General features: G+C 72.4%; 11 protein-coding genes. 3 read left to right on the top strand and 8 right to left on the bottom strand.

Translation table 11 applies throughout. From position 1 onward, the window contains the following. Nucleotides 1–165 precede the first annotated feature (165 nt). The 3 genes from ABZ570_RS32210 to hrcA all read right to left on the bottom strand — a co-directional run bounded on the left by ABZ570_RS32210 (nucleotide 166) and on the right by hrcA (nucleotide 3,146). Complete coding sequence (locus ABZ570_RS32210) at nucleotides 166–900, bottom strand: 16S rRNA (uracil(1498)-N(3))-methyltransferase (protein WP_358071674.1); 735 nt, start codon at nucleotides 898–900, stop codon at nucleotides 166–168. Between the two features lies 1 nt (nucleotide 901). After that, a complete protein-coding gene (gene dnaJ / locus ABZ570_RS32205; protein ID WP_358071676.1) occupies nucleotides 902–2,044 on the bottom strand; it encodes a molecular chaperone DnaJ in 1,143 nt (380 codons plus the stop codon). A gap of 79 nt (nucleotides 2,045–2,123) precedes the next feature. Then, on the bottom strand, nucleotides 2,124–3,146 hold the full coding sequence (gene hrcA / locus ABZ570_RS32200; protein WP_358071672.1) for a heat-inducible transcriptional repressor HrcA: 1,023 nt from the start codon (nucleotides 3,144–3,146) through the stop codon (nucleotides 2,124–2,126). A 257-nt stretch (nucleotides 3,147–3,403) separates the two neighbouring features. Here hrcA and ABZ570_RS32195 point away from each other — a divergent pair, with 257 nt between their 5' ends. Then, the gene (locus ABZ570_RS32195; protein WP_358071670.1) at nucleotides 3,404–4,024 is read left to right on the top strand and encodes a DUF4870 domain-containing protein; all 621 of its coding nucleotides are present in this window, start codon (nucleotides 3,404–3,406) and stop codon (nucleotides 4,022–4,024) included. Between the two features lie 39 nt (nucleotides 4,025–4,063). Here the strand turns inward: ABZ570_RS32195 and hemW are convergent, their stop codons facing one another. Beyond that, a complete protein-coding gene (gene hemW / locus ABZ570_RS32190) occupies nucleotides 4,064–5,287 on the bottom strand; it encodes a radical SAM family heme chaperone HemW (RefSeq protein ID WP_358071668.1) in 1,224 nt (407 codons plus the stop codon). Nucleotides 5,288–5,306: 19 nt separating this feature from the next. On the opposite strand from hemW, the gene ABZ570_RS32185 reads away from it, so the two are divergent. Beyond that, on the top strand, nucleotides 5,307–6,116 hold the full coding sequence (locus ABZ570_RS32185) for an enoyl-CoA hydratase-related protein (RefSeq protein WP_358071666.1): 810 nt from the start codon (nucleotides 5,307–5,309) through the stop codon (nucleotides 6,114–6,116). Nucleotides 6,117–6,260: 144 nt separating this feature from the next. After that, a complete protein-coding gene (locus ABZ570_RS32180; protein ID WP_358071664.1) occupies nucleotides 6,261–7,127 on the top strand; it encodes a hypothetical protein in 867 nt (288 codons plus the stop codon). A gap of 17 nt (nucleotides 7,128–7,144) precedes the next feature. Here the strand turns inward: ABZ570_RS32180 and ABZ570_RS32175 are convergent, their stop codons facing one another. The 4 genes from ABZ570_RS32175 to ABZ570_RS32160 form a co-directional block, all read right to left on the bottom strand. Continuing rightward, nucleotides 7,145–7,783: an MOSC domain-containing protein gene (locus ABZ570_RS32175; protein WP_358071662.1), complete on the bottom strand. Its 639-nt coding sequence runs from the start codon at nucleotides 7,781–7,783 to the stop codon at nucleotides 7,145–7,147. Nucleotides 7,784–7,880: 97 nt separating this feature from the next. Further along, nucleotides 7,881–8,711, bottom strand: a complete 831-nt coding sequence (locus tag ABZ570_RS32170; protein ID WP_358071660.1) for a carbohydrate ABC transporter permease — start codon at nucleotides 8,709–8,711, stop codon at nucleotides 7,881–7,883. Continuing rightward, a complete protein-coding gene (locus ABZ570_RS32165) occupies nucleotides 8,711–9,694 on the bottom strand; it encodes a sugar ABC transporter permease (protein WP_358071658.1) in 984 nt (327 codons plus the stop codon). Before ABZ570_RS32165 ends, ABZ570_RS32170 begins: the two co-directional genes overlap by 1 nt. Continuing rightward, nucleotides 9,691–10,983: a sugar ABC transporter substrate-binding protein gene (locus ABZ570_RS32160; protein ID WP_358071656.1), complete on the bottom strand. Its 1,293-nt coding sequence runs from the start codon at nucleotides 10,981–10,983 to the stop codon at nucleotides 9,691–9,693. Before ABZ570_RS32160 ends, ABZ570_RS32165 begins: the two co-directional genes overlap by 4 nt. Nucleotides 10,984–11,140: the final 157 nt, after the last annotated feature.

The following is an 11,140-nucleotide window of genomic DNA, read 5'->3' as shown; positions in this document are numbered from 1 at the left end:
GCCCCGGATTCACTTTCGTCGCCACCCCCAGCGCCATTGTCATGGCCGGCTGCCGCGGCGATCTTGCACTTACGGTCGGCAATACGCGGCTTTTGCCCGCTCCGCCCCGGCTGAAAGTGCAAGATCGACGCCGGTAGGGGGTGGGGCAGGGGTGGGGGGGTGGGGTTACCAGCGGTGGAGGCGGGTGGAGAGGACGGTCAGGGCGGCGACGCCGGCCGTTGACGTGCGCAGGACCGAGGGGCCGAGGCGGACGGTACGGGCACCGGCCTCGCGGAAGGCGGACAGCTCGGGCGGGGCGATGCCGCCCTCCGGGCCGACCACCAGCACGATCTCGCCGGTCCCGGGCAGCTCGGCGGTGGTCAGCCGCTCCTCGGCCTCCTCGTGCAGCACGAACGCGGCGGCCGCCCCGGCGATCCGCCGGGCCACCGTCGCGGTGGACTCGTCGGGCGTGCCGGCCACCACCGGCAGCCAGGCCCGGCGGGCCTGCTTGGCGGCCTCCCGGGCGGTGGCCGCCCACTTCTCTCGGGCCCGTACGCCCCGATCGCCGCGCCACTGCACGACCGAGCGGGACGCCGACCAGGGCACGATCTCGTCCACCCCGACCTCGGTCATCGCCTGCACGGCCAGCTCGCCCCGGTCGCCCTTGGCGATGCCCTGCACCACGACGAGCCGGGGGACGGACGCGTCGACGTACCCCCGGGAGGTGACGGCCAGATCGAGGGTGCCCCGGCCGACGGCGGTGACCACCGCGCCGGCGGTGCCGCCACGGCCGTCGGCGAGCAGCAGTTCCTCGCCGACGCGCAGCCGCTGGACGGTCGCGGCGTGGTGCCCCTCCGGGCCGTCCAGGGTCAGCGTGTCACCGGTGGGCAGCGCCTCGACCAGGAACAGCGGCGCCGACACGCTAGGCGTGCCCGTTGAAGGCGTCGCGCATCCGGGAGAAGAAGCCACCCTGCTTGCTCAGTTCGGCGACCTCCTCGCCCCGGGTCTTGGCGAACTCGCGCAGCATCCGCTCCTGGTCGGGGTCGAGCTTGGTCGGGGTACGCACGTCCAGGTGGACGTAGAGGTCGCCCCGGCCGGTGCCGCGGAGGTGCGGTACGCCCCGGGCGCGCAGCCGCAGGGTGCTGCCCGGCTGGGTGCCCGGCTTGACGTCGACCGTCTCCTCGCTGTCCAGCGTCTTGATGGTCAGCCGGGTACCGAGCGCGGCGGCGGTCATCGGCACGGTGACCCGGCAGTGCAGGTCGTCTCCCTTGCGGGAGTAGACGTCGTGCGGCCGCTCGTGGATCTCCACGTAGAGGTCGCCGGCCGTGCCACCGCCCGGGCCGACCTCGCCCTGCTGGGCCAGCCGGATCCGCATGCCGTCCTCGACGCCCGCCGGGATCTTGACGGTGAGCGAGCGGCGGGTCCGCACCCGGCCGTCACCGGCGCAGGTCGGGCAGGGGTGCGGGATCGTGGTGCCGTAGCCCTGGCAGACCGTGCACGGCCGGGCGGAGACCACCTGGCCGAGGAAGGTCCGCTGCACCGACTGCACCTCGCCCCGCCCGCCGCACGCCTCGCAGGTGGCGAGGTGGGTGCCGGCCGCGGTGCCAGCGCCGGAGCAGGTGGTGCAGAGCACCGCGGTGTCGACCGTGATCGGGGCCTCGACGCCGAACGCGGTCTCGTTGAGGTCCAGCTCCAGCCGCAGGATCGCGTCGGCGCCCGGCCGGGTACGCGGACGCGGCCCGCGCGTGGCGCCGGCGGCGCCACCGAAGAACGCGTCCATGATGTCCTGGAACCCGACGAACGGGCCCGCGCCGCCCGGGCCGCCCGGCCCGGCACCCCCGCCGCCCGGCGCCAGCGGGTCGCCGCCCAGGTCGACGATCTGCCGTTTCCGGTCGTCCGAGAGAACCTCGTACGCGGCGTTGATGTCCTTGAACTTCTCCTGTGCCTCCGGGTCCGGATTGACGTCCGGGTGGAACTTCCGCGCCAGCTTGCGGTAGGCGCGCTTGATCTCGTCGTCGGAGGCGTCCCGGCTGACGCCGAGAATGCCGTAGTAGTCCCTGGCCACTGCGTTCGGTGTCCTCATGTTCGTCTCGCGTTGCGCCGGTCGCCGGCCTCATGCCGGCCGTCGCCCCTGACTGGTCAGTTCAGTTCTGGGCCAGCAGCTCGCCCACGTAGCGTGCCACGGCCCGCACCGTGGCGATGGTGCCGGGGTAGTCCATCCGGGTCGGCCCGACCACCCCCAGGCCGCCGACGATAGTGCTGCCCGGGCCGTACCCGGTGCTCACCACCGAGGCGGCGCGCAGGTTGTCGATCTCGTTCTCGTCGCCGATCAGCACCCGGGTGGTGCTGGGCTCGGCCTCGCCGATGAGCTTGAGCAGCACGACCTCCTCCTCGAGCGCCTCGAGGATGGGCCGCAACGAGCCCTGGAAATCCAGCAGGCCGCCCCGGGTGAGGTTGGCCGTGCCGGCCAGGGCGAGCCGCTCCTCGTGCCGCTCGACCAGCGTCTCCAGCAGCACGCTGGAAAGCGTGGCCATGGCCGGCCGCAGCTGGGGCGGGGACTCGTCCACCAGCGCCTGGACCAGGGGCGGGGTCTCCGACAGCTGGATGCCGACCAGCCTCTCGTTGACCATCCGGCGCAGCTCGGTGACGTCCTCGGCCGGGATCGGCCCGGGCAGCTCGACCAGCCGCTGCTCGACCCGTCCGGTGTCGGCGATCATGACGACCATCAGCCGGGTGGTGGAGATCGGCACCAGCTCCAGGTGGCGCACCTTGGACCGGGCCAGGCTCGGGTACTGCACCACGGCGACCTGCCGGGTCAGCTGGGCCAGCAGCCGGACCGTGCGGTGCACCACGTCGTCCAGGTCGACCGCGCCGACCAGGAAACGCTCGATGGCCCGGCGCTCGGCCGGGCTGAGCGGCTTGACCCGGGAGAGCCGGTCGACGAAGAGCCGGTAGCCGCGGTCGGTGGGCACCCGGCCGGCGCTGGTGTGCGGCTGCCGGATGTAGCCCTCGTCCTCCAGGACGGCCATGTCGTTGCGCACGGTGGCTGGGGAGACACCCAACTGGTGGCGCTCGACCAGCGCCTTGCTGCCGACCGGCTCCTGCGTGGCGACGTAGTCCTCGACGATCGCGCGGAGCACGGCGAGCTTGCGGTCGTCGAGACCCATCTCCCCACCTCCTGACGCACCTCGGCCCCCGCCGGCGCGCGGTACCGCCTGTTCAGCTCAGGCGACACGCGGTACCGGCCGGGCGTCTGGCACTCGACTGTAGCGAGTGCCAGTCTACGTCGGCGTACCCGCCGACGCGATGATCAGCGACGGACCTCCGGTGCGGCCCACCGCACACCCCGCCAGAGCCGAACAGTCGGACATCCGGGGCGGTGTCGCTCTGCGCGTTGTTGCGAACGGGACCTACCGTGACGTCCATGACTGAACCACCTCGCCCTCCCGGAGCGGGGGACCCCGGCGCCCAGCCGCCGGGCGACACCCCGCCGTCGGCACCATACGGCTCGTCGGCGAACGAGCCACCCACCGCACCACTGTCCGGGGCTCCCACCGGGCCCGGCTATCCCCCACCCGGTGGCTATCCGCCGCCTCCCGGTGGCCAGCCGCCGTCGGGTGGCTACCCGCCCCCGGGCGGTTACGGCGCGCCGGGCGCCGGTTACCCCGGCGGCGGGGCCTACGGAGCGCCGGCGGGCTACGCCAGCAGCGATGACAAGACCTGGGCCCTGGTCGCGCACTTCGGCGGCGCCGCCGGCATGTTCATCGGCGGCGGCGTGCTGGGCTGGGTGGCCCCGCTGGTCGCGCTGCTCGCCCGCGGCAACCAGTCGCCGACCGTCCGCGCGCACGCGGTCGCCGCGCTGAACTTCCAGCTCATCTGGTCGATCATCGCGCTGGTCGGGTGGATCCTGACCTGCATCCTGATCGGCATCGTGGTCGGCTTCGGCGCGATGATCGTCGGCATCATCTTCGGCATCCTCGGCGGCGTGAAGGCCAACGAGGGGCAGCTCTACCGCTACCCGATGTCGGCGAACCTGATCAAGTGACCCCGGCCCGGCCGGCCCGCTGGTCGGCCGGGTCGTACGTCACGGCAGCAGGTCGCGGACCACGGCGTCGGCCAACAGCCGGCCGCGCAGGGTGAGCACCGCCCGGCCGGCCGCGTACCCGTCGGCGGTCAGCAGGCCGTCGGCGAGTGCCCGTCGCGCGGCGGACCGGCCCCCCTCGTCCAGCACCTCCAGCGGCAGGCCGGCGGCGAGCCGGAGCCGCAGCATCACGTCCTCCATGTGCGCCTCGTCGGGGGTGAGCACCTCCCGGGCCAGGCCGGGTGACTCCCCCGCAGCCAGGTGCCGGGCGTACGCGGTCGGATGCTTGACGTTCCACCAGCGCACCCCGCCGACGTGGCTGTGCGCCCCCGGGCCGAGGCCCCACCAGTCGCCGCCGGTCCAGTAGAGCAGGTTGTGCCGGCACCGGGCCGCCTCGCCGCGGGCCCAGTTGGAGACCTCGTACCAGGAGAAACCGGCCGCGTCGAGGGCGGCCTCCGCGGCCAGGTAGCGGTCCGCCGCCAGGTCGTCGCTCGGATACGCCAGCTCGCCCCGGCGCATCCGCGCGGCCAGCCGGGTGCCCTCCTCCACGATCAGGGCGTACGCGCTGACGTGGTCCACGCCCGCCGCCACCACCTGCTCCAGCGAGGCGGCGAAGTCCTCGGCGCGCTCCCCCGGCGTGCCGTAGATCAGGTCCAGGTTCACGTGGTCGAACCCGGCGTCCCGCGCCTCCAGGGCGGCGGCGGTGGCCCGGCCGGCGCTGTGCTGCCGGTCGAGCACGGCCAGCACCCCGGGCGCGGCGGACTGCATGCCGAGCGAGATCCGGGTGTAGCCGGCCGCCCGCAGCTCCTTGAGCGACTCGGGGGTGACCGACTCCGGGTTGGCCTCGGTGGTCACCTCGGCGTCGGCGGCCAGCCCCCAGGTGCGGTCGATGCCGTCCAGGATCCGGGCCAGGTCGTCGGTGGGGAGCAGGGTGGGCGTACCGCCGCCCACGAAGACGGTGTCCACCCGGGGCGGCGGGGTGTCGCCCAGCACCCGGGCGGCGAGCGCCAGCTCGGCCAGCACGGTCTCGGCGTACGTCTCGCGGCTGGCCCCGCCGCCGAGCTCGGCCGCCGTGTAGGTGTTGAAGTCGCAGTAGCCGCACCGGCTGGCGCAGAACGGGACGTGCACGTAGACCCCGAAGCCGCCTGCGCCGACGGCGCGGCGGGCGGCAGCGGGCAGCGACCCGTCGCGCGGGACGGGTTCGCCTTCTGGAAGAGCGCCGGGCATGGCCACTAGTGTGCCCGGCATGACCTCTCCGGACGCTCTCGTGCGGGTCGCCACGGCCCGTGGGGTGACCACCCTCACCCTGGACAGCCCGCACAACCGCAACGCGCTCTCCACTCCGCTGATGACCGAGCTGCTGGCCGGGCTGGCCGCGGCGGTCGCCGACGACGCGGTCCGGGCGGTCGTGCTGGACCACACCGGCCCGGTCTTCTGTTCCGGGGCGGACCTGAAGGAGACCGCCGCCGCGTACGCCAGCGGGACGGTGCCGGCCGGGATGCTCGGCGACGTGCTGGTGGCCGTCCGGGAGTGCCCCAAGCCGGTGCTGGCGAAGGTGGCCGGGCCGGCCCGGGCCGGCGGCCTGGGCCTGATCGCCGCGGCCGACCTGGCGGTCTGCGCCGAGGGGGCGACCTTCGCCTTCACCGAGGTCCGGATCGGGGTGATCCCGGCGGTGATCTCGGCGACCGTGCTTCCCCGGCTGCACCCCCGGGCCGCGGCCGAGCTCTACCTGACCGGCGACACCTTCGACGGCCGGCGGGCCGCCGAGATCGGCCTGGTCACCGCCGCCGTGCCGGCGGACGGCCTGGACGCGGCGGTCGCGCGCTACTGCGCCTCGTTGGTGAAGGGGGCGCCGAAGGCCCTCGCCGGCACCAAGGACCTGCTGCGCCGGCCCGCCGCCACCGACCTGCGGGCGGAGATCGCCGAGTTGGCCGCCCTCTCCACCGGGTACTTCCTCTCCGACGAGGGCCGGGAGGGCGTGGCCGCCTTCCGGGAGAAGCGATCGGCACGATGGGTGGCCGCTCTGGACGGTGGTCCGGCAGAGGGCGCGAGCTAGGGCCGAACGGCCGGGAGGACCCCGAAGGCCGGGAGGACCGGGAGGCGCGGTGGGTGGCCGGACGGTGACGCCAGGGGGCGACCGGTCGGCCGACCCGGGTCGCGCGCCGGGAGACGTACGCTTGTCGAACTGCCGGGACAGGAGGTGCGGGTGCGAACTCGGGTTGCGATCGTGGCGGCGGGTGTGGTGGTGGCCGTGGTGGCCCTGCTCGGCGTCTGGTTCGTCACGAAGCAGTTCGGGCAGCACCTCCGCCTGCCGATGGCCAGCCGCACCTGCACCGTGCAGGCCGACGGGCGGGTCGTGCTCAGCGCCGAGCAGATGGCCAACGCGGCCACCATCGCGGCGATCGGTGTGCAGCGGCGGATGCCCGAGCGGGCCGTGGTGGTGGCGCTGGCAACCGCGTACCAGGAGTCGCACCTGCGCAACATCGCGCACGGCGACCGGGACTCGCTGGGGCTGTTCCAGCAGCGCCCGAGCCAGGGCTGGGGCACCCCGGAGCAGGTCCAGGACCCGCGCTACGCGGCGAAGAAGTTCTACGCCGCGCTGAAGAAGGTCAACGGCTGGGAACGGATGCGGGTCACCGAGGCCGCCCAGCGGGTGCAGCGCTCGGCCTACCCCGAGGCGTACCAGAAGTGGGCCGACGAGTCCGAGGTGCTCACCCGCGCGCTGCTCGGCAACGCCACCGGGGCGGTGGCCTGCACCGTCGGGCCGCAGCCGACGATGCGCGGCCCGGCCGCGACCGCGGCCCTGGTGGAGGGCCTGGCCCTGGACTGGGGGTTGCCCGACCTCACCGCACCGGCCGACCCCACCGGATTCAGCGTCCCGGCCACCGACAGCCGCAACGGCTGGCGGTACGCGCACTGGCTGGTCTCGCACGCCGACGACCACGGCGTGAAGCGGGTCCGCTTCGGTGACCTGGAGTGGACCGCCGAGCACGGCACCTGGGACCGGGTGAAGGGCGGCCGGGGCACGCCGACCCAGGTGCTGGCGGAGGTCTTCGCCGCGGCCTGACCTCCCGCTGACGCCGATCAGGGGCGCGTGAGCCGGCGGCGCACCTTCTCCCGGATCGGTTCGGGCAGCTCGGGCACGTCGAGCAGCCGGGGCAGCAGCTCGGGCTCCAACGTGGTCGCCCGGAACATCTCGCCGATGGTCACCCCGTGCGCCGGGCGGTCCACCACCTCGACGGGGTCGCCCGCGCTGACCTCGCCCTCCCGCAGCACCTGCAGGTACGCCCCGGGCGCGGCCCGTACGGTGAACCGCTTGATCAGGTCGGGCACGCCCCAGAAGCCGGCGAAGGTGGTGCACGGAATGCGCGGCTTGGTCACCTCGAGCAGGGCGGAGCCGACCGCCCACCGCTCGCCGACGACCGCCCCGGTGACGTCCACCGCGTACGTGGTGAGGTTCTCGCCGAAGGCGCCCGGCCCGAGGGTCCGGCCCAGCTCGGTGGCCCACCAGCCGGCGTCCTCCTCGGCGTACGCGTACACCGCCTGGTCGGGGCCGCCGTGGACGGCCCGCTCGCCGATGAAGTCGCCGGCGAGCCCGGCGAACCGGATCAGCACCGGGCCGGCGACCGGCCGCTTGTCGATCCCGCTGCGGCCGCTCGCGTCGCCCGCCCACTCCGCCTCGGTCACCCCGCCGAGGTTCACCGCCGCCAGCCTGCCCGTCATGGCGGCCAGCCTACGGGCACCTCCGCCCAGCCGAAAACCGCGTCAGGAAGGGCCCCTGCTCTACCGGAGGCGTTGACAGGTTGCCCTTCCTTGCCCGTCAGCCCTTGACGGCGCCGGCGACCAGGCCGCTGACCATCCGGCGTTGGACCAGGAGGAAGAAGACGATCACCGGCAGGGTGAACAGGGTGGAGGCGGCCATCACCGAACCCCAGGCGGTGTCGTCCCGGCCGAAGAAGAACGTCATCGCCACCGGCAGGGTGTACCGGTGCTGGTCGTTGATGAACGTCAACGCGAAGATCAGCTCGTTCCAGGCGGTGATGAAGGAGAAGATGCTGGTCGCCACCAGGCCGGGCGCCACCAGCGGGAAGAGGATCTTGCGGAAGGTCTGGGCCCGGCTGGCACCGTCGATCGCCGCCGCCTCCTCCAGCTCCTTCGGCACCGCGGCCACGAAACCGCGCAGCATCCAGACCGCGAACGGCAGCGAGAAGCCGAGGTAGGTCAGGATCAGGCTGGGCAGCTGGTTGTAGAGCCCGAGCCGCTGGATCATCAGGAAGAGCGGGATGACCAGCGCCTCCAGCGGGATCATCTGCACCACCAGCAGCAGGATCAGGAAGGTGGTGCGCAGCCGGAACCGGAACCGGGCCACCGCGGTCGCCGCGAGCAGCGCGACCAGCCCACTGAGCAGCACCGTCGCCACCGCGACCAGCGCGCTGTTGAGGAAGAAGTCGGTGAACGTCACGCCCGGGATCAGGTTGCCGGTGAGGATCTCCCGATAGTGCTCCAGGGTGGGCTCGGCCGGCACCGGGCGGGGGGTGGCCGAGAAGATCTCCCGGTTGGGCTTGAGGGAGGTGGCGACCATCCAGTAGACCGGGAACGCCGCGAAGAGCGCGACCAGCAGGCCGACGCCGTTGAGGGCGAGCTTCTTCACTACTGGTCCTCCTGCCGCAGCACCATGCGGACGTACAGGGCGGTCACCGCGAGCAGGATCAGGGTGAGGATGACCGCGATCGCCGATCCGAGACCGTACTTGGGCGGCGGTGAGAACGCCTCCGCGTACGAGTAGATCGAGAGCATGAACGTCGACCGGTCCTGGGTGCCGCCGGCCAGCACGAACTGCTGGGTGAAGACCTTGAAGTCCCAGATCGTGGAGAGCACGACCAGGATGCCGAAGACGGGGCGCAGGGTCGGGAAGGTCACCGACCAGAAGACCCGCCACGGCCCGGCACCGTCCACCCGGGCCGCCTCCTGGAGTTCGCTCGGCACGCTCTTCAGCCCGGCCAGCACGCTCACCGCGATGAACGGGAACGAGTGCCAGACCACCACCAGGGTCAGGATCGCGAAGAAGAGCAGCGGGTCGTTGAACCAGCCGTAGCCGGTCCAGTCGCTGCGCCCGAAGAGCGCGGTGGAGAGCCCGTCCGGGAGCTTGTTGAACAGCCAGGTGACCAGGCCACTGGTGTCGTCGAAGATCCACTTCCAGACGATGGTGCCGGTGAGCGCCGGGGTGGCCCAGGCCAGCATCACGCAGCTGGCGACGAAGGTGGCCATCTTTCGGCCGAGCCGGTTGAGCAGCAGCCCGACCAGGGTGCCGAGGATCATCGTGAGCACCACGTTCGCCGCGGCGAAGAGCACGGTGTTGCGCAGCACCGTACGGAAGAACGGGTCGCCGAGGATCTGCGCGTAGTTGGCCAGGCCCACCCAGGGCCACTCGCGGTCGCCCCGTAGCTGCCGGACGTTGTCCAGCTTGTAGAAGGACATTCCCACGACCTGGCCGAGCGGCCAGAGCAGCAGCACCGCGATGATCGCCAGGCAGGGCAGGAGCAACAGGTACGGGAGAAGGTCCATCCGACGGCGCCGCCGCGCGGGGGTCTCCCGCGCGGCGGTCGTGCCGGTGCTCTCGGTCAGTGAGCTCACTTGCTGTTCAAAATGCCTTCCATCTCGGTGGCCGCGTCGGCGGTGGCCTTCTCCACCGTCTTCTGGCCCTTGATGACCGAGCTGTTCATCGCCTGGGTCACCGTCTTCGTCCGGCTGACCTCCACCCACTTCGGGGTGAGCGGCGTGAGCTTGGTGTTCTGCATGGTGGTGGCGAACGCGGCCATCACCTTGTCGTTGGCGTAGTCACCGCCGCCGACCAGGTCCTGGTAGACCGGGAAGAAGCCGAGGCTGCTGGCGAACTCCTGGTCCTTCTGCTTGCTCAGCAGCACGGTCAGGTAGTCCCAGGCCAGGTCCTGCCGCTTGCTGTCCTTCCACAGGGCGATGTCCGAGCCGCCGGCGAAGGCCGGGGCCGGCTTGCCGTCCGGACCCGGGATGGGGAAGGTGCCCCAGACCTTCTCGATGTCCGGGTTGTCCTTCTTCATGGCGCCGCCCTGCCAGCTGCCGGCGAACGCCATGGCGGCGTTGCCGGTGGCGAACTGGGTCCGGGCGTCGACCTCGTTCCAGGCTGCGGCGGCCGGCGGGGCGACCTTGTGCACGGTCACCAGGTCGGTCCAGAACTTGACCGCCTTCTGCGCCTCCGGGGTGTTGTAGCCGGACTTCCAGGCGTCGCCCTGCTTGGTGGCGATCTCGGCGCCGGCGGCCCAGAGGAAGGAGTAGAACGGCAGCTCGGAGTTGCCGGGCAGGGCGATGCCGTACTTGCCCGGCTTCTTGGCCTGCACCGTCTTGGCGACGGTGACCAGCTCGTCCCAGGTCTTCGGCGGCTGCACGCCGGCCTCGGCGAACCAGTCGGTGCGGTAGTAGATGGCGCGTACGCCGGCGTACCACGGGACGCCGTACTGCTTGCCGTCGAGCTGGGCGTTCTTCACCAGGTCGGGGAGGATGTCCTTGCCCTCGGCCCAGTTGTTGAACCGGTCGGTGACGTCGGCGAGGGCCTCCTGGGCCGCCCAGCCCTGGGTCTCGGTGTTGCCCAGCTCGGTGACGTCCGGCCCCTCACCGCCGGCGAGCGCGGCCTGGAACTTCTTCGGCGCCTCGAGCCAGGGGATGTACTGCACCACCACGTCGGTCTCGGGGTGCTTCTTCTTGAACTCGGCCTCGACGCTGTCGAGGAACTGGGTCTGGGCGTCGCCGCCCTCGCCCATCATCCAGACCGTCAGCTTGCTGTTGTCCGCGGGCTTGTCGTCATCCCCGGAGCCACCGCACCCGGTCAGCACCATCGCGGCCGAGGCCACGATGGCGGTGACCGGAGCCAGCCGCTTCCACCTGTTCACGCCACATCTCCCTCGCGGTGGTTTGGCACTAACCTTCTCCGCCGCACCTTAGTAGGAAAATTTCCTTTACAACAGGGGGTAGCCGCGGCGGCCGGGCGTGGCGCGCCCCGGCCGGAGAGGACCAGCGTATGGAAGGCACCTCGCACCGCAGGCTCCT

It is taken from the genome of Micromonospora sp. NPDC007271, from assembly GCF_040634005.1.
GTDB lineage: Bacteria > Actinomycetota > Actinomycetes > Mycobacteriales > Micromonosporaceae > Micromonospora.
The sequence above is the reverse complement of the archived record's forward strand: the minus strand, read 5'-3'. Positions and strand labels throughout refer to the sequence as shown.

Coding starts and splice junctions, on each gene's coding strand:
- ABZ570_RS32195 (WP_358071670.1), top strand. CDS start 3,404: ATGACTGAACCACCTCGCCCTCCCGGAGCGGGGGACCCCGGCGCCCAG.
- hemW (WP_358071668.1), bottom strand. CDS start 5,287: ATGCCCGGCGCTCTTCCAGAAGGCGAACCCGTCCCGCGCGACGGGTCG.
- ABZ570_RS32175 (WP_358071662.1), bottom strand. CDS start 7,783: ATGACGGGCAGGCTGGCGGCGGTGAACCTCGGCGGGGTGACCGAGGCG.
- ABZ570_RS32185 (WP_358071666.1), top strand. CDS start 5,307: ATGACCTCTCCGGACGCTCTCGTGCGGGTCGCCACGGCCCGTGGGGTG.
- hrcA (WP_358071672.1), bottom strand. CDS start 3,146: ATGGGTCTCGACGACCGCAAGCTCGCCGTGCTCCGCGCGATCGTCGAG.